The organism is Qipengyuania xiapuensis (assembly GCF_019711395.1).
Lineage (GTDB): Bacteria > Pseudomonadota > Alphaproteobacteria > Sphingomonadales > Sphingomonadaceae > Qipengyuania > Qipengyuania xiapuensis.
In genome coordinates this window covers 598,141-618,312 of record NZ_JAIGNL010000001.1, presented here as the reverse complement: position 1 = coordinate 618,312, position 20,172 = coordinate 598,141, and the positions used below count along the sequence as shown (strand labels likewise).

Sequence of the window (20,172 nt, the reverse complement as noted above, 5' to 3'; positions counted from 1 at the left end):
GGAACCGATGGCGCGGGCAGGCGTTCTCATCGCGCAAACCACGGAAGGGGTTCTATGTCGCTTGGTGACCAGATTGCTAAAAACCTACCTTATCTGCGCCGCTACGCGCGTGCGCTGACAGGCTCGCAGGCAACGGGGGACGCATTCGTCCGCGCGACGCTTGAAGCCGCGCTGGCAGACGAACAGCTCAAAGCCTCGCTCGAAGGCGGCCGCGTGCCGCTCTACCGCGCCTTCAACAAGGTCTGGTCGAGCGCCTATATGGATGTGCCCGACAGCGAAGGCGATACCGGCCGCGAGGGCGCGGCGCAGGATCGGCTGAAGTCGATCACTCCGCTGAACCGCCAGGCACTTCTCCTGACCACGCTGGAAGACTTCTCGGTCGACCAGGCCGCGGAAATCATGGAGCTCGAGGGCGATCAGGTCGAACGCCTCGTCCAGGAAGCCGTCGGCGAAATCGACCGCGAGAGCGCGACCAGCGTTCTCATCATCGAAGACGAGCCGCTGATCTCGATGCAGCTCGAAGACCTCGTCACCTCGCTGGGCCACGAAGTGTGTGGCACGGCCGCCACGCGTACGCAGGCACAGGAAGTGGTCGCCGAGAAGACGCCCGGTCTCGTGCTCGCCGACATCCAGTTGGCCGACGGTTCCTCGGGCCTCGATGCGGTGGACGACATTCTCGCCATCGACAGCGTGCCGGTGATTTTCATTACCGCCTATCCCGAGCGCCTGCTGACCGGCGACCGTCCCGAGCCGACATATCTCGTGACCAAGCCTTTCCAGGAGCAGACGGTCCGCGCGGCGATCAGCCAGGCGCTGTTCTTCGGATCGAGCCGCCCGCTGGGCTGAGACAGCTTACAGTTCAAAAGGGGAATGGGCCGTCCGGAGCGATCCGGGCGGCCCTTTCTATGCGATGATCGGAAAACGATCAGCCGGATGCTGGTCCCGGCGGCAGGCGCGCAGGATCAGCTATCGTGGTTGTTCTGGGAGCTGCTGCGAAGCTCGAATTCGCTCGGTTCGCGTACCGGAACGAGAAGCTTGCACCGCACGCCCTCGGGCAGGAATTCCAGTTCGACCGGATGGCGCAGCTCGTGGGCGACGATCTTCTCGATGAGGTCGATGCCGAAACCGCGCTTCTTGGGCAGGGTGACTTCGGGGCCTTTGCTCTCGACCCATACGATGCTGGCCAGCTGCTCGTTGACCAATGACCAGGTGATCTCGACTTTTCCGCCACTCGTGCTGAGCGCACCGTATTTTGCTGCATTGGTCGCAAGTTCGTGGATCGCGAGGCCAAGCGAAAGCGCATCGTTCGGCGCGAGCTCGACTGCGGGCCCTTCGATCAGCACGGTGTGGTCCTGGTCGTTGGCATAGGGCGCGAGCTCCACGCCCACGACAGATGCGATGGGCGTCGTTCCCCATTCCGACTGGGTAAGGAGATCATGCGTCGCCGACAGCGCGCGGATGCGGTTGTCGATACCGGTCGCGAATTCGTCGAGCGAGTCGGCGCGGCGCCGCGTCAGCGAAACGATGGACAGGACGTTCGCCAGCGTGTTCTTCACGCGGTGATTGAGTTCGCGCGTGAGCGAGTTGCGGATCGAGTTCTGTTCGGCGAACCAGTCGAGCGAGCGGCTGTCTTCCTGCGCCTGCTGGGTGAGCAGCCGGGCGACGACCATGAGGAGGCTGGCGACGGCGAGGCCGAACAGCAGTGTGATCATCGACAGGGGCGAAAGCGTCTCGTCGTTTGCAGACTGCACCACGAGCAGCATGTCGCGGTTCGCAAGGTCGACGTCGCGCTGGATCGTTTCGCCGTCCTCTGTCCAGCTGCCCATCTGCGCGAGGAGCCGGCGCTCGCCGCCATCGATGTCGTAGAGCCGCACGCGCTCTTCGTCGCCACTGACAAGCTCGGCCGCCGAGGCGAGGAACTGCGACGCGTTGAAGGGGCTGTAGATGAACCCCTTCAGGTTTCGCGAAGCGCCGAAGCCGTCGATGACCGGCATGTAGATCAGGAAACCGTAATCCTCGCCCTCACCTTCCTGGACAAGCGTGATGCGTCCGCTCGCCGTCGGCCTGATGGTGCGCTGCGCTTCGTCCATCGCTTCGCGGCGGGTGGTCTCGGAATACATGTCGTAACCGAGCGCGCGGCGGTTCCTCAGCGTGTCGGGCTGGAGGTAGAGTATGGGGACCAGCTGCTGGCGTGGGCTCTCCACCAGTGAAGGCGAGATCCGCGTGAACCCGATCCGCCCCTCATTGAGCGTTGCCTCGAAATTGGCGGCCTCCGAAGCACCGATGGCTGGAGCCCAGCCGATACCTTCGGCACCGCGATAATCGGCATCGAGACGCAGTTCGGAAACGAACTGACGGAACATTTCCGGCGTGACCTCGCCCTGCGACCCGAAGAGCGCAGCACCAGCGCGAAGGAAGGACGAGTTCGAATAGGCGCGGCGCTCGATCGCCGAGGTCATCGAGATCGATTTGCGGTTCAGTTCCGCGGACGCGCGGGCGCGCTCCCCGCTTTCGATCGAGAAGACGCTGAGTGCCGTAATGGCTGCAACAAGAAGGAAGATGCCCAGGGGCACCGCGCGCGGATAGTCGACCAGCCACCGCCGGCGCTGCCCACGTCGCATAAGATCGTCTTGTACCAGCTTTTCGCCTCTCTCGCGTTCGACCCGTGCGCCTAGTATCCGCTAGTCGGCGGATGGTTCCACGCCTGACGGCAAATTTCCCCCGTTTCGGAACGGAATGCGGGTTTCTACGTTGTGCGAGGACCTGTGGGATTGAAATCGGGGGCCGGCGCTGCAGATTGGGCGCGCGCTTCCGTCATGGTAAGGACGTATTCTCAGAGCATGAACGCGAAAGCTACTTCCGAAACACCGGCCGAAAAGGGTGCTGGCCAGGAAGCCAAGGAGAAGCCCGAATGGGCCAATGGCTTGCGCGAGCTCTACGATTCGGTGGTCGAAGAACCGCTGCCGGACAGCTTCAAGGATCTTCTCTCGAAACTGGATGACAAGGACTGATGGGGGGTACAAAACGGACGGCCTCCGAGAAGGCCGATTTCAAGAGAGAGCTCACCGAGGTGGTGCCCCACCTCCGCGCCTTCGCGCGCGGGCTTTGCGGGCGTGCCGACATGGCCGACGATCTCGTGCAGGAAACCCTCCTCAAGGCATGGGCGGCGCAGGAGCGCTTCCAGCCCGGGACGAGCATGCGTGCATGGACCTTCGTGATCCTGCGCAATGCCTACCTCACCGACATGCGCCGCAACCGCTTCCGCGGCGAATATGACGAAACGGTCGCCGAGCGTGTGCTGACGGCTCCCGCCGGCCAGGAGGAACCGATCCACCTGTCCGACATGCACCGCGCACTGCTGACGCTGCCGCCGGAGCGCCGCGAGGCATTGCTGCTGGTGGGCGCTGGCGGCTTCTCTTACGAAGAAGCGGCAAACATCTGCGGCTGCGCAGTCGGCACGATCAAGAGCCGCGTGGGCCGTGCGCGCTCAGCGCTCAACACGATGCTTGCCGACGGCACCATTCCCAAGCGCTCGATCGACGACGACACCGCTCACCGCGCCATCCTCGAAGAATTGGATGACGTGGCTGCCGGACAGGGCGTCGCTGCGCGAAGCTAAGCAACTTGCTCTCGCACCGCCGGCGCGGCAGAAATGGTTGAGATGAGCGACGGCGATCCTGCACCTGAGAACGGCAATGACTCCGCACCCGCGCCCGTGCGCGGACGGCGCATGGCGTTTGCCGAACAGGAATTGCGGCTGATCTCGGCATTGGTGGTGCTGATCGGCCTCGGCCTGTTCTTCGCGCTGCCCTTCGTCCTCTCGATCGGATCGGTCGTCTTCCTGCCGGTCGTGACCGCCGTGATCCTTACGGTGATTCTCTCGCCGCTCGCCGACAAGCTCAACGGTTGGGGCATTCCCAACCTCCTCGCCTCGATCATCTCGCTGCTCTTCTTCTTCGCCATCCTGCTGCTTGCGCTGGCGCTGATCCTGCAGCCGGCCGTAGCGCTGTTCGACGAGCTTCCAGCGATGGCCCAGAACGTCGCCGACCAGTTTGCGGCCCTACGCGACCGCTTCGCCTGGATCGGCCAGATGAACGAGCAGCTTGCCGATCTCATGGACCGCGGCGAATCGCGCGAAGTCGTTGTGGCAACGCCCAGCCTGCTCGAGGAACTTGCATTTGCAACGCCGAGCCTGGTGATCGAGACGATCCTCACGCTGCTGATGGCCTTCTTTATGATCGAGGCGCGTGTGCGCCTGCGCCAGCGCCTGCTGTTCGGCCGCACAAGCTTCGGCACCAGCATCAAGGCGGCACGCGTATTGCGCGAGGTGCAGGACCGTGTCGCGGCCTACATACTGACCGTGGGCCTGATCAATGTCGGGGTGGGCGTGATCGTCGCGCTCGGCGCATGGGCGCTGGGCGTCGATGCGCCGATCATGTGGGGCGGCCTCGCCGCGATCCTGAATTTCCTGCCCTATATCGGACCGACGCTGATGGTCGCGCTGCTCGCCCTGTTCGGGATCGCCACGACCGAAACAGTGTTCATCGGCCTGATCCCGGCTGCCGCCTATCTCGGCCTGCACACGGTCGAGGCGAATGTGGTGACGCCTTCCATCCTCGGCGCGCGCTTCACCATGAACCCTGTGCTGATCCTCATCGCCCTTTCCTATTTCACGTGGATATGGGGCGTGTTCGGTGCGCTTCTTTCGGTGCCGATCCTGCTGATGCTCACCGCGCTGTTCGACCATGTCGGGAGGCCGAACCTCATCGGCTTCATCTTCGGAGAGCCGCTCTTCTCGACCAATGTACTCGAGATGTCGCAGGACGCTTCGACAAAATAAAAAGGCCCGCCGCGTCGATACGCAGCGGGCCTCTTCGAATTTCCGGATCAGGCGATCAGGCGGGATATGCCCAGGTCGTGCCGCGCGCGAGGTTCTCGCTCGCGAAGCTCCAGTTGAGCTTGCCGTTGACCGCATCGAGATATGCCGGGCGAGCATTCTGGTGGTCGAGATAGTAGGCATGCTCCCACAGGTCGATCACGAGCAGCGGGTTGACGCCATCCTGGTCGGCCAGCGTGTCGCCATCGTGGGTTTCCTCGATCGTCAGGCCGCCATTCTTGACTGCCAGCCAGACCCAGCCGCTGGCGAAGTGGCCGGCACCGCGTTCGGCGAGCTTCTTCTTGAGATCGTCGATCGAGCCGAAAGTGCTCTCGATCATGCTCTTGAGTTCGTCCGATGCGGAGGTCTCTTCCGCTGCCATCGAGTGCCAGTAGAAGCCGTGGTTCCAGCTCTGGGCTGCATTGTTGAACAGGCCCTGGTTGCTTCCGCGCGCTGCGGCGATCACCTCTTCGAGCGACTTGCCGGCATGATCGGTGCCTTCGATCGCGGCATTGGTCTTGTCGATATAGGCCTTGTGGTGCTTGCCGTGGTGGAAGCTCAGCGTCTTCGCCGAGACCGCAGGCTCCAGTGCGGTGTCGTCATAAGGAAGGTCGATCAGCTCAAAAGCCATGCGAATGGTCCCCTCTTGGGTTGGTGTGAATATAATTCCGTTGCGACCCTAACGCACCAAGGCGCGCGAAGTTGCACTAGGGCGCGATAAGCGCCACGAAAAGGGGGACGAGTGGACTTTTCTTTGCCTTGTGAAGGCGTAACAAGGGTCCGCAGAAGCAGGGAAAGGCATTTATGGCGCGCAAGTTCTTCGGCACCGACGGTATTCGTGGCCGCACCAACCAGGGTGCGATGACCGCCGCGACCGTGATGAAGGTGGGCCAGGCGGCGGGAACGCACTTCCTGCGCGGCGGCCACCGGCATCGTGTGGTGATCGGCAAGGATACGCGCCTTTCGGGCTACATGATGGAGAGCGCGCTGGTGGCAGGCTTCACCAGCGTGGGCATGGACGTGATCATGACCGGCCCGCTTCCGACGCCTGCGATCGCGCTCCTGACGCGCGAGATGCGCGCGGATCTCGGCGTGATGATATCGGCCAGCCACAACCCGTTCGAGGACAACGGCATCAAGCTCTTCGGGCCCGACGGCTACAAGCTGTCCGACGAGGCCGAAGCGGCGATCGAATTGCTGATCGAGCAGGAGCCGCTGCTGGTCCAGCCCGATCGGATCGGGCGCGCGCGGCGGATCGACGATGCGAGCGGGCGCTATATCCACGCGGTCAAGCAGTCGGTGGCGAGCGACATCCGATTCGACGGGCTCAAGGTCGTGGTCGATTGCGCCAACGGCGCGGCCTACCAGGTCGCCCCCAGCGCGATCTGGGAACTGGGCGCCGAAGTCATCGCCATGGGCACCGAGCCTAACGGCACGAACATCAACGACGGCGTGGGCTCTACCGCGCTCGACGCGATCAAGGCGCGTGTTGTCGCGGAAGGCGCGGACATAGGGATCGCGCTCGACGGCGATGCCGACCGGCTGATCGTGATCGACGAGAAGGGCCAGGCAGTCGACGGCGACCAGATCATGGGCCTCATCGCCACGCGCCTCAACGACCGCGGAGATCTCAAGGGCGGCGGCGTGGTCGCCACCGTGATGAGCAACCTCGGCCTCGAACGCTATCTCAAGGACAAGGGCCTGACGCTTGAGCGCACCAAGGTCGGCGACCGCTACGTGCTCGAGAGGATGAAAGAAGGCGGCTTCAACGTCGGCGGAGAGCAGTCCGGCCACATGATCCTGACCGATTACGGCACGACCGGTGACGGGACGGTGGCCGCGCTGCGCGTCCTTGCGAGCGTGGTCCGCTCGGGCAAGCCTGCGAGCGAACTGCTGCATGTCTTCGATCCGGTCCCGCAGCTGCTCAAGAACGTGCGCTATTCGGGCGGCAAGCCGCTGGAGGCCGAGAGCGTCAAATCGGTGATCGCCGAAGCCGAGAAGGAACTGGAAGGCTCGGGCCGCCTCGTGATCCGTCCATCGGGCACGGAACCGGTGATCCGCGTCATGGCTGAAGGCGACGATGCCGCTCAGGTCGAACGCGTCGTCGACCGAATTTGCGACGCGGTAAGGGACGCCGTCTGATGCTCGAGATGCGCCCCGACTGCGAACGCTGCGGCAGCGACCTTCCCGCGGAGAACCCGGGTGCCTTCATCTGCAGCTTTGAATGCACCTACTGCGCTGACTGCGCGGACGATCTCGATGACCTCTGCCCCAATTGCGGCGGCGAGCTGATGGACCGCCCGACTCGAGCGAAGAAGCTGCACGACAAGTTTCCGCCCAGCACCTCGCGCAAGTTCAAGCCATGAGCGAGCGCCCCGTCCCGCCACGCGTACTTTCGATCGCCGGTTCCGACAGCTCGGGTGGTGCCGGCATCCAGGCCGACATCAAGACCATCGCCATGCTCGGCGGCTATGCCATGACCGCGATCACGGCAGTGACCGCGCAGAACACACGCGGGGTCCAGCAGGTCGCGCCGATGGATCCGGGTCTCGTCATGGACCAGCTCGAAAGCTGCCTCACCGATATCGGGGTCGATGCGATCAAGATCGGCATGCTCGGTTCGCCCGAGATCGCCATGCGGCTCGCCAAGCGGCTCGATACCTTTGCAGGGCCGATCGTGTTCGATCCGGTCATGGTTGCAACCAGCGGCTCGATCCTCGCCGACGAGGCGACCATCGAAGGCTTCGGTGCGCTGATGGATATCGCCACCATCGTCACGCCCAACCTGCCCGAGCTTGCCGCCCTTACCGGGCGCGAGGAGATCGACGGCGAAAGCGTCTTCGAAGCCGCGCTCGACCTTGCGCGCGAGCGCGACACTATCGTGCTTGCCAAGGGCGGCCACGGCGAAGGCGACCAAGTGATCGACTACGTCGTTTCCGCCTCGGGCAAGCTGGCAAGTTTCGGCCATGCACGCATCGAAACGCGGCACACGCATGGGACCGGCTGCACTTTATCGGCTGCCCTCGCGACGCTGCTCGCCATGCGCCAGCCGCTGACGCATGCCGTGCGCATCGCGCGCGCCTTTACCTACTCGGCGATCGAGCAGGCCCCAGGGTTCGGCGAGGGAAGCGGACCGCTCGGACACCATGCGGTGCGCAAGCTGTCCGCCCCTGACGAGGGCTAGCAGCCCAGGTCGTAGAAGTCGCAGAGATAGGCCCAGGCCTCTTCCGCGGTCTCGCACCAGCGGAACAGGTCCAAGTCCTTTTTCGAGATCGTGCCTTCCTCGGCAATCGCCTCGAAATCGACCACGCGGGTCCAGAAATCCTTGCCGAACAGCAGGATCGGAATCGGCTTCATCTTGCCGGTCTGGATCAGCGTGAGCAGTTCGAACAGTTCGTCGAACGTGCCGAAACCGCCCGGGAACACCGCGACCGCACGAGCACGCAGCAGGAAGTGCATCTTGCGCAGCGCGAAATAGTGGAAGTTCAGCGAGAGGTAGGGCGTCACATAGCTGTTGGGCGCCTGCTCATGCGGCAGGATGATGTTGAGGCCGATCGATTCCCCGCCAGCCTCGCTGGCGCCGCGGTTGGCCGCCTCCATGATCGAAGGGCCACCGCCCGAACACACGACGAACTGGCGCTTGCCATCCTCGATGATCGATTTCTCGGTCGCCAGCTTCCCGAGCTTGCGGGCCTCGTCGTAATACTTGCTCTTGGCGACGAGGTTCTCGACGACCTTGCGGTCGTATTCCGGAAGGTCCTTGGCACCTTCCAGAGCGGCTTCCGCCGCATCGGGCGGGGGAATGCGGGCGCTGCCGTACATGACCAGCGTCGAGCCGACGCCGGCTTCGTCGAGAACCATCTCGGGCTTCAGCAGCTCGAGTTGGAAGCGAACCGGGCGCAGTTCCTCGCGCAGGAGGAAGTCCGTGTCCTGGAAAGCCAGCTTGTATGAGGGGTGTTCGGTCTGCGGAGTGTGTGTTTCGAGGCCCTTCTTTTCGAACTGGGCTTCTTTGTGTGCAGGGTAGAACTTGCGGTCCTGGATGCCGCGCTTGCGTTTTTCTTCTTCTGTCATGACTTGCGCGATAGGCGCGCCTTGCGTCAGCGACAAGTCATTGAAGAGGAAATGGCAGGGGTGACAGGATTCGAACCCGTGGCCCTCGGTTTTGGAGACCGATGCTCTACCAGCTGAGCTACACCCCTGCAGCTTGGAGAGCGGCGCATTAGAAGAGCCGCGCGCGCTTGGCAAGACAAGTATCGCTACCTTGTGCGAACTGTTAGGATATGCGCGCCATGCATGCGCCGGTACCAGAGATCATCCCAGCGGAATTGCTGCTGCGCGCCTATCGCAGCGGCATCTTTCCCATGGCCGACCACCGGAACGACCGCGAAGTCTACTGGGTCGAGCCGCGCGAGAGGGCGATCATCCCGCTCGACGGGTTCCGCATGTCGAAGAGCCTGCGCAAGGTCATCCGGCAGGATCGCTACCGCGTCACCTGCGACCGGGACTTTCGCGCAGTAATCTCTGCCTGCGCCGAGCCGCGCGAAGAGCATGCGGAAAGCTGGATCAGCCACCAGATCGAGGCGAGCTACATCGCTCTACAGGAGCAGGGACACGCCCATTCGGTCGAGGTCTGGCAGGACGGCGAACTGGTCGGCGGCCTGTACGGCGTGGCTTTCGACCGGGTGTTCTGCGGCGAGAGCATGTTCAGCCGGGCGGACAATGCCAGCAAGGTCGCGCTCGCATGGCTCGTCGCCGCGATGAAGCGGGCCGGCTACGTCCTGCTCGACTGCCAGTTCATGACCGACCACCTCGGCTCATTGGGCGCAGTTGCCATGCCGCAGGCCAGGTACCTGGGATTGCTGCATTCTGCCCGCGGCGTGCCGACGGGGCGCATCCCGCAGGCGATCGCCGAAGCGAACGCTCATTCCTCGCCCGGGAACTCCATCGCGCAGGCCTTGACCCACACGTCGTAAATCGGGTGCTCGACCACGTTGATCGAGGGCTTGTTCTTGAACAGCCAGCCGGAAAAGACCGAGCGGAAATCGCTCTCGCTGCCGCGCTCGCGCACGAGGACCTGCACGAATGCGCCCTCGTCCTTCTCGAATTCCCACGGCGCCGTTCGCTCGCAGGCTCTGAGACGCACGATCACATCGCCGACCCGCTGCTGTTCGCCCGGCCTCAGCTCGAGATCCTGCGCGAGGTTGTTGCGCTTGTTGAGGAGGCCGATCGTCGCGACGCGCTCTTCCATCGGCGTACCGATGCCGGCGACTTCGGCGCCCGATGCAGGCGGCGGAGCCACGTTCTGCAGGTCTTCGGGAATCTCGGTTTCGACGGGAGCCGGCGCGGCAGGGTCGTCCGAACAGGCCGTCAGCAGCGCAAGGCCGGCAAGAAGTGCGCCCGCGCGCATCATGCTCAGGCGTCCGGCGACCAGGCTTCGTAGTCGCCCACTGCGCGTGCGCGCTTGCCACCCTTTTCGAGCGCACCCTGCGGGCGATAGGCCTTCTCGGTACCGGTCGCATTGGGCGTATATTCGGCTTCCCAGATGCGCGGCGGCGGAAGGTTGCTCTCGGGCACGTCGTCGAATGCGCCGTGCAGCCAGCCGTGCCATTCTGCGGGCACGCGGCTCGCATCGTTGGGACCCTCGTAAATCACCCAGCGACGCTCGCGCTGGCCTTCGCCACGCTTCTTGGAGCGGAAATAGGTATTGCCCTGCGCGTCGGTGCCGACTTTCTCGCCATTGCGGGAAGACCACAGGAGCGTGCCGATGGTTGCACCGTTCCACCAGGTGAAGATTTTTCCGAGGAGACTCATGGCCGCGCGCTTAGCCTTGTTTTGGGCGCGCCTCAAGCGCCCTTGAAGGCGTCGGCGCTCGCTTTACCACCGGACCATATCTCCCGGCTCGATACCGAGTTCCTCCGCACGGCCGCCGCGCAGTTCCAGAACCCCGCTGGTGGTACCCTGCGAATAGACCGATTCGAGCGAATAGGGCTCGGTCATCGCGGCGATGTTGAGGATCCTGCCGTCAGTCCCGATGAAAATGATGTCGAGCGGGATCGGCGTGTTCTTCATCCAGAAGCTGCGCGCCGTCTGCGGCTCGCTCGGGAAGATCATCGCCTCCCAGTCGCCCAGCTCCGTGCGGAACATGAGGCCCTGCGCCTGCGCCTCGCGGCTGGCGGCCAGCTCGGAACGGAATTCGAAAGTCTCGTCGCCGCTGGTGACGGTGACCGGAATGATCTCGAGGCCCGATACAGGGTGGACGCTGGGCGCCGCCTCGTCGCCGACGCTGGCCGGTGCAGGTTCTGCGGATGGCTGGGGCGAGCAGGCGAAAAGGATGGCCGCTCCCGCAGCGATGGAAAATCCCCGTGCGATCAGTCCTGTGCGTCCCAAGCCCATTCTTCCAACTCCTCGACCGTCCGCGCCTCGACGATGCGCCGGGCGTGGTCGAATCCATGGCCCGCGCGAATGATTGCGGCAAGCTGCTTTTCGCGCCGTTTGTGGGCTTCTTCGACCGTCTCGTCCGATCCGGGCCGCGCGAAGGGACCGAATCGCCGACGCTTCGCCAGCGCTACCGCCGCCTGCCGGGCCTCCGCTTCCTCGGGAGCCGCGTCGCCGCGCACCTCCTCGTCGATGCCGGCCGCCCGGAGGGTCTCCTCCACCCGCCGTGCGCCATAGCCGCGCGCGAGCAATCCATTCGCCTTGGAGCGGGCATAGGCCTCGTCATCGACATAGCCCTTGTCGGCGAAACGTTCGACCAGCGCATCGATATCGGGCTGGCCGTCACCCTCCCATCCGCGCTCGCGCAGCTTGCGCTGCAGGTATGTCCGAAGCTTTCCTGTGGACGTTGCGAAGCGAGCAACATAATGGAGCGCGAGGTCGTTCAGCCGCGTGCGATCAAGCGGTTTCGGCGAACGACGATTGCGACGCCTTGTTGCGGAAGCATCAACCATCGGCCATATTCTTGCCACAGTCCTTATCGATTGGGAAACATCGAATGAGGGGCCGCGGTAGGGAGCGCGGCAAATTTCTGCATTTGGGTCGCCATAAGGCACTGAATTTCAAAAGGTATCATAACAAAGCTATGAACGACGCCGTTTTGACGCCGACGCCGAACGACTGCAACCTGCCACGACGCAGGAGCGACTTCGCGACTTTCAACGACGCGATCGATTACGCAGCCCGAAGCGAAAAGGGACTCAATTTCCACGACATGCGCGGCAACCTCGCGCGCGTCTATCCCTATTCCGAAATGCGCAGCGATGCGATCGCGATGGCCTACAAGCTGATCGCTTCGGGCATCGGCAAGAACGAGCGCGTGGCGCTGGTTGCCGAAACCAGCTCCGAATTCTCCGCATTGTTCTGCGCCTGCATCTATGCGGGCGCCTGGCCCGTCCCGCTGCCCCTGCCGACCACCTTCGGCGGCAAGGAAAGCTATATCGACCAGCTCAAGGTCCAGCTCGAGAGCAGCGATCCGCGCATTCTCCTCTATCCGCCCGAAATCGCCGAAATGGCCAAGGCCGCTGCCGACAAGCAGGGCTGCGAGGGCGAAAGCTGGGACGTGTTCGCCCAGCGCGAAGGCCCGGAGTGCGAGCTGCCCGAAGCCAAGCCCGACGATATCAGCTACCTCCAGTATTCTTCCGGCTCGACGCGTTTCCCGACCGGCGTTGCCGTCACCCACGAGGCGCTGCTCCACAATCTGCGCGGCCATGCCCAGTCGATGGACATCGGCACGAACGACCGGGTGGTGAGCTGGCTGCCCTGGTACCATGATATGGGCCTCGTCGGCTGCTTCCTGTCGCTGATCGCAAACCAGGTCTCGGTCGACCTTATCCGGACAGAGCACTTCGCCCGCCGTCCGCTCGCCTGGCTCGACCTCATCAGCCGCAACAAGGGCACGACCCTCAGCTATTCGCCGACTTTCGGCTACGACATCTGCGCGCGCCGCATTTCCAGCCAGAGCCACGTCGCGGACCGCTTCGACCTCTCGCGCTGGCGCACCGCCGGTAACGGCGCGGACATGATCCGCCCCGACGTCATGCAGAATTTCGTCAACGCATTCTCCGACGCGGGCTTCAAGGCGAATGCATTCACGCCGAGCTACGGGCTTGCCGAGGCGACGCTCGCGGTTACCGTAATGCCGCCGGGCGAAGGCATCCGCGTCGAGCTGGTCGAGGAAGAGCGCCTATCGGGCCGTCCGCGCGACCTCAAGAATCCCGCGCGCTATCGCGCGATCGTCAACTGCGGCAAGCCGATCCCCGGGATGGAGGTCGAAATCCGCGACGAGCAGGGCAATGCCAAGGGCGACCACCAGATCGGCAAGGTCTGGTGCCGCGGCAAGAGCGTCATGCACTCCTACTTCCGCAACCAGGAAGCGACCGATGAATGCCTCGTCGACGGCTGGCTGGACACCGGTGACATGGGCTACCTCGCCGATGGCTACCTGTTCATCGTGGGCCGCGCGAAGGACATGATCATCATCAACGGCAAGAACCACTGGCCGCAGGACATCGAATGGGCGGTGGAACAGCTGCCCGGCTTCAACCACGGCGACATCGCCGCCTTCTCGATCGAGACCGAGAATGGCGAGGAAGCGCCAGCCGTGCTCGTCCATTGCCGTGTTTCCGAGCCGGAAGAGCGCATCAAGCTGCGCGACCAGATCTCCGACAAGGTCCGCGGCGTGACCGGAATGAGCTGCGTCGTCGAGCTAGTGCCGCCGCGCACGCTGCCGCGCACCAGCTCGGGCAAGCTCAGCCGTGCGAAGGCCAAGAGGCTATACCTTTCGGGCGAAATCCAGCCGATCGAACTCGAACTGGCCGCCTAGTTTCGGCAAACCGCTGATCCGGAAGGACAGAGGCGCTTGAAACTCGTGTTATAGAGACCTAATACAGAACTAAGGCTCACACGCCCTGGTTCTCTCGGAGGTCTGCTGAAATATCATGAGTGACGAAACGCCCAAGCCCGAAGCTGCGCCTGCACCCGCAAAGGCCGCTCCCACGACTACGGCTGCGCCGCCCGAGTTCGACCTGACTCCGCCCGACCCCGTACCCGCGGTCGCGCCCGAAAAGGCGGCCGGCCTCGTGCCGGTTTCCGAAGAGGTGAAGAGCAAGCTCGAAACCAAGGTCGACGGCTTCGTGGAAGATCTCATTTCGCAGGACGCGAACTCGCCCGAATTCGGCAAGAAGGTCGACCAGCTGACCAATATGGGCCGCAAGGAAATCATGGCGGCGGCTGGCATGTCGAACCGCTTCCTCGACCGCCCGGTCCGCGCGATGGACAAGGACGAAGGCGTCGGCGCGAACCTCGCAGAGCTGCGCCGTGTGGTCGAAGACCTCGATCCGGGCAAGCGCGGCAAGCTTTCTGGCACGCGCAAGTTCCTCGGCATTATTCCTTTCGGCAACAAGCTGACGAACTACTTCCGCAGCTACCAGAGCGCGCAGACGCATATCCAGTCGATCCTCTCGAACCTCGCCAGCGGCAAGGACGAGCTGATCATGGACAATGCCGCGATCGACGTGGAACGCCAGAAGCTCTGGGAAGCCATGGGCAACCTCGAGCAGATGATCCACATCTCGAACACGCTCGACGGCAAGCTCGAGGAAAAGGCCGCGGAACTCGACGCGACCGATCCGGCCAAGGCCAAGGCGATCCGCGAAACCGCGCTGTTTTATGTCCGCCAGCGTACGCAGGACCTGCTCACGCAGATGGCAGTCAGCGTGCAGGGTTACCTCGCGCTGGACCTCGTGAAGAAGAACAATGTCGAGCTCGTGAAGGGCGTCGACCGTGCCAGCACGACCACCGTGGGCGCGCTTCGCACCGCGGTTACCGTGGCCGAGGCGATGACCAACCAGCGCCTCGTGCTGGGCCAGATCACCGCGCTCAACGACACTACAGCAGGCATCATCGACAGTACCAGCACGATGCTGCGCGACCAGACGGGCAAGATCCACGAGCAGGCCGCCGCCAGCACGATCCCGCTGGAGACGCTGCAGCGCGCCTTCCAGAACATCTACGACACGATGGACGAGGTCGACCAGTTCAAGCTGCGCGCGCTCGACAGCATGAAGCAGACGGTCAACGTGCTCACCGACGAGGTCGAGAAGTCGAAAGGCTACATCGCCCGTGCCGAAGGACAGGCACAGGCGCAGTCTTCGATCCAGGAATCGAACCTGCTGAGCATCGAAGGCTGATATGAACGACCTCACCCGCGACAGTGACAATATCGTTCGGGCGGCGAAGGAATCGCTGTCGCAGCAACGTGCCGGCGGTGTGCATCGCCGCGCGGGCTCCATTGGTCGCGGGTCTGCCAAGCTTAAGGCGAAGCATTGGGGCAAAAAGGCCCGCAATATCGTGATTGCGGTCTTTGCCATTTGGCTGGCCAGTGGGATCGCCGGCGCGATGTTCAGTGGCATCGGCTTTTGGGGCCTGATGGCTGTGCTCGTTGCCAGCATCGTCGCGATCGGCGTGTTTTCCAGCTACCCCAAAATGGAAGTGCCGAAGCGTGCCGACCTCAAAACGGAAAATGTACGCGATCTTGTTGGCAAGACCGAGCTGTGGCTGGAAATGCAGCGCTCGAAGTTGCCCAAACCGATTGCAAAAAGTCTGGCAATCATTGGCAGCCAGCTCGATGAGCTGCAGCGTCAATTGGAGGACGTCGATCAGAAGCATCCTACCGCTAGGGAAATTCGCAAGCTGGTGGGCGAGGACATGCCCGACATGATCGAAGGGTTCCTGAAGATCCCCGAAAGCATGCGCTACGAAGAGCGGTCGGGAACTACGCCGGTCAAGCAGCTAGAGAACGGTCTTGATGTGATCAGCCGCGAGATCGATTCGATCAATCGCCAGTTGGCGCAGGGTTCCATCGATGACCTTGCGATCAAGAATCGTTATCTCGACTACAAATATGGCGAAGGCGCCGAGACTTCCCTGTCTGACACCGGAGTGCCGCTTCCCGACTTCGATCTCGACAAGCAAAAGGCTCCGAACTGATGCGCGTCCCGCTTCCCCACGATCTCGGCAAGGACGAGGTCCGTCGCCGCATGAAGGCCCGCAGTCACGAGATCGCCGATGCGATCCCCGGCGGCATGGCAGAGGTCGAGACCAGCTGGCCCAACGAGGACTGCATGGCGCTGGACATCAAGGCGATGGGCAATGTCACCCGCGCGCAAGTCCTGATCGAGGACACGCAGGTGATCTTCGAAATCGACCTTCCGCCCGCACTTTCCTTCGTGGAACCGGTCATCGCAGGAGCGATCCGCAAGAAGGGTCAAAAGCTCCTCGAAGCGAAATAGCTCCAAAACATCCGACAAATATCGATTTTGTCGGGAACCTTTCGATAATTCAGGCGCTTTCTGCGAACGCAGGGCTTTGCCTCACCGCTTTGTCGGGTCTCCGTTTCGTCGACCTCCTGCCGTAACACTCGGAAATAAGGGGGTCCGAAGTGAGGAAAGAATTACGCGAGGCGACCGATGCTGCGCACAGGCGGCTCGACGCTGCTGCCGGCGCGCTTCCGCTGACCTGCGATCATGATTACGCGATTTTCCTGAAGGCTCAGTACAGCGCCCGCGCCGCGGTGGAGCGGGCTTTTGCGCTTACGGCTCCTGCCGGCATCCAGGCTCCCCCCGCACAGACCCCTCGCCTCGCGCGCGATATTGCCTCGCTCGGCCGGGTCCTTCCTGTGTCCGCCGAAGCGCCCCGCTTCGATAGTCCGCTCGAAGCCCTCGGGGCCGCCTGGGTCATCGCCGGCTCCTCGCTCGGCAATCGCACGCTGCTTGCCCGGCGCCGCAAGGCAGGCCTTTCTGGCGCAGACGCATTCCTTTCCGACCCATCGATGCCCGAGTATTTTCGCAGGCTGCTAGCCGTGATCGAAGCGGCAGATCCTGCAAGTTCGCTCGAACCGGCTACCCGCGGCGCCCTGAAGTCTTTCGCCCTGTTCGAAGGCGCATTTGCCGACCACCTGATGGAGCAGGCCGCGTGAGCCAGGAGGTCGACCTTACAAGTTGCGACCGCGAGCCGATCCACAAGCTCGGCAAGATCCAATCATTCGGGGCGCTCGTCACGGTCAATGGCGACTGGTTCGTCAGCCAGCGCTCGACCAATCTCGAAAACATGCTCGGCATCGACCGCGAGGTCGAAGCAGGAGCGAAACTTTCCGATTACCTCGATCGCAACGCGTTCATGAGGCTTCGCAGCGCGGTCTCCGTCATTGCCGACGGCGACCAGGTTGAGCGACTCTTCGGTGTAGCTCTTACCGGCTCCGACGATCTTTTCGACTGCGCCGTGCACCAGTCCGGTGCCTACCTCGTCATCGAGATTGAACCGCATGCGAAGGGCGATCTCAACCGCCAGATCGGCTTGCTTCGCCCGATCATGAGCCGTCTCGAACGGCACGATACCGTCGAGGGCATCGTGCAGGAGGCAGCCCGCCAGCTGCGTTCCTCGCTCGAGATGGACCGCGTGATGGTCTACCGCTTTCACGACGATCTTTCCGGAGAAGTCGTTGCCGAGGCAAAGCGTGACGGGCTCGAAGCCTTCCGTGGCCTCCGCTATCCTAAGAGCGACATCCCGGCCCAGGCGCGCGAGCTCTATAAGCGGAACCGTTTCCGCATCATCAGCGACGTGCATTCCGAACCTGTCGACATCGTCCCCGAACACACGATCGAGGGCAAGGAACTCGACCTTTCGATGAGCACGCTGCGCGCGGTCTCGCCGATCCATATCGAATATCTCAAGAACATGGGTGTCGGCGCTTCGCTGTCGATCTCCATCGTGATCGGCGGAGAGCTGTGGGGGCTGTTCGCCTGCCACCACTACGAAGCCAAGATGCTTCCCTATTCGCGGCGCACGACGGCAGAGCTGTTCTCGGAGATGTTCTCGCTGCTGCTCGAAAGGGCGCTGCACAGCAAGAGCGACGAGCTGCGCATCGCGGGGCGCGAGGTGCACGATCGCCTGATGCGTGATATCGCTGCCGGCACGCCGTTGAACGAGAGCCTCCCGATGCTCTCGCCGGTCATCCAGAACATCATCCCGCACGACGGCGCCAGTGTCTTCATGGACAATGTCTACGAAGCGCAGGGTGCCGCGCCCAACGAGGAAGAATTCCGGGCGATCGTCGGCTCGCTCAATGCAGCCGCCACGAGCAAGATCTTCGCGACCGACGCGATGAGCGAGCGCATTCCCAAGGCCGAGCGCTTCTCCGACCGTGTGGTCGGCGCGCTCACCATCCCGGTCTCGCGGACTCCGCGCGACTATCTCGTCCTGTGGCGCGAGGAATTGAGCCAGAGCGTGCGCTGGGCGGGCAATCCGGAGAAGCCCGTCGAATACGGGCCCAACGGAGCGCGCCTGACCCCGCGCAAGAGCTTCGAGGCCTGGCAGGAAACCGTCGAGGGACGAAGCTCTCCCTGGACCAGCGGCGAGCTGCAGGTTGCAGAGGGGCTTCGCGTCACGCTGCTTGAGATCATCCTGCGACTGACGGACGAAGCCGTACAGGAGCGCGCAAAGGCGCAGAACCAGCAGGAATTGCTGATTTCCGAGCTCAATCACCGCGTCCGCAACATCCTCAACCTCATCCGCGGGCTCGTGAACCAGTCGCGCGGTGAAGCGAAGTCGGTCGAAGAATTCTCCGATATCGTCGGCGGACGCATATCCTCGCTCGCCTCGGCGCACGACAACATTACCAAGGGCAACTGGTCTTCCGCCCCGCTGCACGAGCTGATCGAGACCGAGGCCAATGCCTACCTCTCCGGCAAGACCAGCCGCATCACCGTTGACGGACCCGACCCCATGGTCGTGCCCGAAGCCTATACGGTGCTTGCCCTCGTCATCCACGAGATGATGACGAACTCGGCCAAATACGGATCGCTGAGCGACAGCAGCGGCGAGTTGCTGATCGAGATGAGGCAGACGGACGACGACGCCCTCGAAATCCACTGGAAGGAGGTCGGCGGCCCCCCGGTGAAACCACCCAAGCGCCGCGGTTTCGGGTCGACGATCATCGAACGCTCGATCCCCTTTGAGCTGGGTGGCGAGGCGAAGGTCGATTACAAGCTGCAGGGCCTCGAAGCCTTCTTCATGGTGCCGCAGCGCTTCGTCTCATGGGAGACCAAGTCGGTGCCCCCGCAGACGCAGAGGAAGCAGGAAAAGGCTTCCGCGCCGCTATTGGACAGCGTCCCCGATCACGTGCTGGTCGTGGAGGACAGCATGATCATCGCACTCGATACGGAAGACTGCCTGAAGGAACTCGGCGTCGAGCATGTCGTGGTCGAAAGCACGGTCGCAGGCGCGCTCAAGGCTCTCGAACGCAAGGAGCCCGACCTCGCGATTCTCGACTACAATCTCGGCAGTGAGAGCAGCGAGCGTGTGGCCAAGGAACTCGCCCGCAGGAAGATCCCTTACTGGCTCGCAAGCGGCTACGGGGAACTCGAGGATCGCCTCGAGGAGCTCGGGGCCGACGGCCTGCTGACCAAGCCTTACGGCAAGGACGATCTGGTCTCGATCCTCAAGTCCTGAGCGGAAGGCCCACCAAGAGGCAGCGCGGGCAGCCGGAGAAATCGACAACGTTCACCGAGCTAGCAAAAGCAGAACTGCCCGCCTCGATGCGCTCGCCTTCCAATTCGCAATGCCCTTCGAGCGGGATGAGCTGGACGGGACCTCCCATCTGCGAGATGACCTCGTCCGCAGCGGACTGCGAAACCTGGGCGACGGCGAAATAGGGCCCTTGGACCAACATCTGCGAGCGCGCCGGATCGATCAATCGGCGCAGGTCTGCCGGGTGCAATGAGCCGAAGGCGCTGCCGATCGCTTCATCGAGATGCAGGGGCCGGTCGCGCCCGTAATCGTACAGCCGGTAGGTGATATCGGTGTTCTGCTGCACCTCGACGATAGAAAGTCCCGGACCCATGGCGTGAACCGTGCCGGCAGGAACATAGAGAAACTCGTTCACCGCCACCTCGCGCCAGTCGAGCAGGTGCTCGATCGAACCGTCGAGTGCCGCCTGCCGGATCGCATCAGGTCCGATCTCTTCCCTGAAACCGGTCGCAAGGCGGGCTCCGGGTTCGGCATCGATGACCAGCCAGCACTCGTCCTTGCCTCGCCCAGTCGGGCTGAAGCTTGCGCGCGGATGGACCTGTACGGACAGCTTGGCGCTGGTGAAGAGGTATTTGGTGAGGATGCTGTCGAGCGGCGCGGGCGGCGCGTACCAGATCTCCCCGACGGCCCCCTGGCTGTCGCCGACGAGCCGTTTCGGCAGGCCAGTCCGGCCCCACGGCTTCTCGAGCAACCATGGTTGCAGTCTCATCGCTTCG

22 protein-coding genes and 1 tRNA gene are annotated in these 20,172 nt (G+C 63.3%); 14 read left to right on the top strand and 9 right to left on the bottom strand.

Annotation, left to right across the window (positions count from 1 at the left end; all coding sequences use genetic code 11):
• Nucleotides 1–54: 54 nt before the first annotated feature.
• Nucleotides 55–846, top strand: coding sequence for a response regulator (locus K3163_RS03065; protein WP_221552138.1), 792 nt, complete (start codon nucleotides 55–57; stop codon nucleotides 844–846).
• Nucleotides 847–962: 116 nt separating this feature from the next.
• Here the strand turns inward: K3163_RS03065 and K3163_RS03060 are convergent, their stop codons facing one another.
• On the bottom strand, nucleotides 963–2,621 hold the full coding sequence (locus K3163_RS03060) for a CHASE domain-containing protein (RefSeq protein ID WP_221552130.1): 1,659 nt from the start codon (nucleotides 2,619–2,621) through the stop codon (nucleotides 963–965).
• A 219-nt stretch (nucleotides 2,622–2,840) separates the two neighbouring features.
• Between K3163_RS03060 and K3163_RS03055 the strand changes: the two genes are divergently transcribed.
• Genes K3163_RS03055 through K3163_RS03045 form a run of 3 tightly spaced genes read left to right on the top strand, consistent with a single transcriptional unit; the run spans nucleotide 2,841 to nucleotide 4,840 of the window.
• Nucleotides 2,841–3,011, top strand: a complete 171-nt coding sequence (locus K3163_RS03055) for a NepR family anti-sigma factor (RefSeq protein ID WP_221429260.1) — start codon at nucleotides 2,841–2,843, stop codon at nucleotides 3,009–3,011.
• Entirely contained in the window at nucleotides 3,011–3,619 is a 609-nt protein-coding gene (locus K3163_RS03050) for a sigma-70 family RNA polymerase sigma factor (RefSeq protein WP_221429261.1), read from the top strand. Before K3163_RS03055 ends, K3163_RS03050 begins: the two co-directional genes overlap by 1 nt.
• 42 nt (nucleotides 3,620–3,661) lie before the next feature.
• Nucleotides 3,662–4,840 carry an AI-2E family transporter gene (locus K3163_RS03045; protein ID WP_221552128.1) on the top strand — a complete coding sequence of 393 codons (1,179 nt, stop codon included), beginning with the start codon at nucleotides 3,662–3,664 and terminating at the stop codon, nucleotides 4,838–4,840.
• Nucleotides 4,841–4,895: 55 nt separating this feature from the next.
• Here K3163_RS03045 and K3163_RS03040 read toward each other — a convergent pair whose 3' ends face one another.
• Nucleotides 4,896–5,507, bottom strand: a complete 612-nt coding sequence (locus K3163_RS03040; protein ID WP_221429263.1) for a superoxide dismutase — start codon at nucleotides 5,505–5,507, stop codon at nucleotides 4,896–4,898.
• 173 nt (nucleotides 5,508–5,680) lie between these two features.
• Between K3163_RS03040 and glmM the strand changes: the two genes are divergently transcribed.
• The 3 genes from glmM to thiD are packed head-to-tail and all read left to right on the top strand — an operon-like array spanning nucleotide 5,681 to nucleotide 8,060.
• Nucleotides 5,681–7,018 carry a phosphoglucosamine mutase gene (gene glmM, locus K3163_RS03035; RefSeq protein WP_221429264.1) on the top strand — a complete coding sequence of 446 codons (1,338 nt, stop codon included), beginning with the start codon at nucleotides 5,681–5,683 and terminating at the stop codon, nucleotides 7,016–7,018.
• On the top strand, nucleotides 7,018–7,242 hold the full coding sequence (locus tag K3163_RS03030; RefSeq protein ID WP_221552117.1) for a DUF1272 domain-containing protein: 225 nt from the start codon (nucleotides 7,018–7,020) through the stop codon (nucleotides 7,240–7,242). Before glmM ends, K3163_RS03030 begins: the two co-directional genes overlap by 1 nt.
• Nucleotides 7,239–8,060 (top strand): bifunctional hydroxymethylpyrimidine kinase/phosphomethylpyrimidine kinase, encoded by an 822-nt coding sequence (gene thiD, locus K3163_RS03025; protein ID WP_221429266.1) that lies wholly within the window; start codon nucleotides 7,239–7,241, stop codon nucleotides 8,058–8,060. Before K3163_RS03030 ends, thiD begins: the two co-directional genes overlap by 4 nt.
• On the opposite strand, the gene K3163_RS03020 is transcribed toward thiD, so the two are convergent.
• Together K3163_RS03020 and K3163_RS03015 are read right to left on the bottom strand one after the other, a co-directional pair.
• On the bottom strand, nucleotides 8,057–8,947 hold the full coding sequence (locus K3163_RS03020) for an LOG family protein (RefSeq protein ID WP_221552115.1): 891 nt from the start codon (nucleotides 8,945–8,947) through the stop codon (nucleotides 8,057–8,059). The genes thiD and K3163_RS03020 overlap by 4 nt on opposite strands.
• A gap of 52 nt (nucleotides 8,948–8,999) precedes the next feature.
• Nucleotides 9,000–9,075 (bottom strand) — tRNA-Trp (locus K3163_RS03015).
• A 90-nt stretch (nucleotides 9,076–9,165) separates the two neighbouring features.
• On the opposite strand from K3163_RS03015, the gene aat reads away from it, so the two are divergent.
• On the top strand, nucleotides 9,166–9,849 hold the full coding sequence (aat, locus tag K3163_RS03010; RefSeq protein ID WP_221552108.1) for a leucyl/phenylalanyl-tRNA--protein transferase: 684 nt from the start codon (nucleotides 9,166–9,168) through the stop codon (nucleotides 9,847–9,849).
• Here the strand turns inward: aat and K3163_RS03005 are convergent.
• The 4 genes from K3163_RS03005 to K3163_RS02990 all read right to left on the bottom strand — a co-directional run bounded on the left by K3163_RS03005 (nucleotide 9,798) and on the right by K3163_RS02990 (nucleotide 11,823).
• Complete coding sequence (locus K3163_RS03005; protein ID WP_221552107.1) at nucleotides 9,798–10,286, bottom strand: DUF2155 domain-containing protein; 489 nt, start codon at nucleotides 10,284–10,286, stop codon at nucleotides 9,798–9,800. The genes aat and K3163_RS03005 overlap by 52 nt on opposite strands.
• Nucleotides 10,287–10,288: 2 nt before the next feature.
• A complete protein-coding gene (locus K3163_RS03000; protein ID WP_221429270.1) occupies nucleotides 10,289–10,687 on the bottom strand; it encodes an NADH:ubiquinone oxidoreductase subunit NDUFA12 in 399 nt (132 codons plus the stop codon).
• 63 nt (nucleotides 10,688–10,750) lie between these two features.
• A complete protein-coding gene (locus tag K3163_RS02995) occupies nucleotides 10,751–11,269 on the bottom strand; it encodes a DUF192 domain-containing protein (protein WP_221429271.1) in 519 nt (172 codons plus the stop codon).
• A complete protein-coding gene (locus K3163_RS02990; RefSeq protein WP_221429272.1) occupies nucleotides 11,245–11,823 on the bottom strand; it encodes a regulatory protein RecX in 579 nt (192 codons plus the stop codon). Before K3163_RS02990 ends, K3163_RS02995 begins: the two co-directional genes overlap by 25 nt.
• 131 nt (nucleotides 11,824–11,954) lie before the next feature.
• Here K3163_RS02990 and K3163_RS02985 point away from each other — a divergent pair, with 131 nt between their 5' ends.
• The 6 genes from K3163_RS02985 to K3163_RS02960 all read left to right on the top strand — a co-directional run bounded on the left by K3163_RS02985 (nucleotide 11,955) and on the right by K3163_RS02960 (nucleotide 19,378).
• Nucleotides 11,955–13,694 (top strand): fatty acyl-AMP ligase, encoded by a 1,740-nt coding sequence (locus K3163_RS02985; protein WP_221552106.1) that lies wholly within the window; start codon nucleotides 11,955–11,957, stop codon nucleotides 13,692–13,694.
• A gap of 115 nt (nucleotides 13,695–13,809) precedes the next feature.
• Nucleotides 13,810–15,060, top strand: coding sequence for a toxic anion resistance protein (locus K3163_RS02980; RefSeq protein WP_244921321.1), 1,251 nt, complete (start codon nucleotides 13,810–13,812; stop codon nucleotides 15,058–15,060).
• 1 nt (nucleotide 15,061) lies between these two features.
• On the top strand, nucleotides 15,062–15,859 hold the full coding sequence (locus K3163_RS02975) for a hypothetical protein (RefSeq protein WP_221552101.1): 798 nt from the start codon (nucleotides 15,062–15,064) through the stop codon (nucleotides 15,857–15,859).
• Complete coding sequence (locus K3163_RS02970) at nucleotides 15,859–16,161, top strand: polyhydroxyalkanoic acid system family protein (protein WP_221429275.1); 303 nt, start codon at nucleotides 15,859–15,861, stop codon at nucleotides 16,159–16,161. The genes K3163_RS02975 and K3163_RS02970 overlap by 1 nt, the downstream gene beginning before the upstream one ends.
• Before the next feature lie 149 nt (nucleotides 16,162–16,310).
• Entirely contained in the window at nucleotides 16,311–16,847 is a 537-nt protein-coding gene (locus K3163_RS13680; RefSeq protein ID WP_221429276.1) for a biliverdin-producing heme oxygenase, read from the top strand.
• Nucleotides 16,844–19,378 (top strand): HWE histidine kinase domain-containing protein, encoded by a 2,535-nt coding sequence (locus K3163_RS02960; protein WP_221552099.1) that lies wholly within the window; start codon nucleotides 16,844–16,846, stop codon nucleotides 19,376–19,378. Before K3163_RS13680 ends, K3163_RS02960 begins: the two co-directional genes overlap by 4 nt.
• Here the strand turns inward: K3163_RS02960 and K3163_RS02955 are convergent.
• A complete protein-coding gene (locus K3163_RS02955) occupies nucleotides 19,368–20,165 on the bottom strand; it encodes a class I mannose-6-phosphate isomerase (RefSeq protein WP_221552096.1) in 798 nt (265 codons plus the stop codon). The genes K3163_RS02960 and K3163_RS02955 overlap by 11 nt on opposite strands.
• Between the last annotated feature and the right edge of the window lie 7 nt (nucleotides 20,166–20,172).

Excerpts from the sequence above, each read along its gene's own strand:
- K3163_RS02955 (WP_221552096.1), bottom strand. The coding sequence starts at position 20,165 with ATGAGACTGCAACCATGGTTGCTCGAGAAGCCGTGGGGCCGGACTGGC.
- K3163_RS02985 (WP_221552106.1), top strand. The coding sequence starts at position 11,955 with ATGAACGACGCCGTTTTGACGCCGACGCCGAACGACTGCAACCTGCCA.
- aat (WP_221552108.1), top strand. The coding sequence starts at position 9,166 with ATGCATGCGCCGGTACCAGAGATCATCCCAGCGGAATTGCTGCTGCGC.
- K3163_RS03050 (WP_221429261.1), top strand. The coding sequence starts at position 3,011 with ATGGGGGGTACAAAACGGACGGCCTCCGAGAAGGCCGATTTCAAGAGA.
- K3163_RS03000 (WP_221429270.1), bottom strand. The coding sequence starts at position 10,687 with ATGAGTCTCCTCGGAAAAATCTTCACCTGGTGGAACGGTGCAACCATC.
- K3163_RS02970 (WP_221429275.1), top strand. The coding sequence starts at position 15,859 with ATGCGCGTCCCGCTTCCCCACGATCTCGGCAAGGACGAGGTCCGTCGC.
- glmM (WP_221429264.1), top strand. The coding sequence starts at position 5,681 with ATGGCGCGCAAGTTCTTCGGCACCGACGGTATTCGTGGCCGCACCAAC.
- K3163_RS03020 (WP_221552115.1), bottom strand. The coding sequence starts at position 8,947 with ATGACAGAAGAAGAAAAACGCAAGCGCGGCATCCAGGACCGCAAGTTC.
- K3163_RS03005 (WP_221552107.1), bottom strand. The coding sequence starts at position 10,286 with ATGATGCGCGCGGGCGCACTTCTTGCCGGCCTTGCGCTGCTGACGGCC.
- K3163_RS02990 (WP_221429272.1), bottom strand. The coding sequence starts at position 11,823 with ATGGTTGATGCTTCCGCAACAAGGCGTCGCAATCGTCGTTCGCCGAAA.
- K3163_RS03060 (WP_221552130.1), bottom strand. The coding sequence starts at position 2,621 with ATGCGACGTGGGCAGCGCCGGCGGTGGCTGGTCGACTATCCGCGCGCG.
- K3163_RS03065 (WP_221552138.1), top strand. The coding sequence starts at position 55 with ATGTCGCTTGGTGACCAGATTGCTAAAAACCTACCTTATCTGCGCCGC.
- K3163_RS02975 (WP_221552101.1), top strand. The coding sequence starts at position 15,062 with ATGAACGACCTCACCCGCGACAGTGACAATATCGTTCGGGCGGCGAAG.
- K3163_RS02980 (WP_244921321.1), top strand. The coding sequence starts at position 13,810 with ATGAGTGACGAAACGCCCAAGCCCGAAGCTGCGCCTGCACCCGCAAAG.
- K3163_RS03055 (WP_221429260.1), top strand. The coding sequence starts at position 2,841 with ATGAACGCGAAAGCTACTTCCGAAACACCGGCCGAAAAGGGTGCTGGC.
- thiD (WP_221429266.1), top strand. The coding sequence starts at position 7,239 with ATGAGCGAGCGCCCCGTCCCGCCACGCGTACTTTCGATCGCCGGTTCC.
- K3163_RS03045 (WP_221552128.1), top strand. The coding sequence starts at position 3,662 with ATGAGCGACGGCGATCCTGCACCTGAGAACGGCAATGACTCCGCACCC.
- K3163_RS02995 (WP_221429271.1), bottom strand. The coding sequence starts at position 11,269 with ATGGGCTTGGGACGCACAGGACTGATCGCACGGGGATTTTCCATCGCT.
- K3163_RS03030 (WP_221552117.1), top strand. The coding sequence starts at position 7,018 with ATGCTCGAGATGCGCCCCGACTGCGAACGCTGCGGCAGCGACCTTCCC.
- K3163_RS03040 (WP_221429263.1), bottom strand. The coding sequence starts at position 5,507 with ATGGCTTTTGAGCTGATCGACCTTCCTTATGACGACACCGCACTGGAG.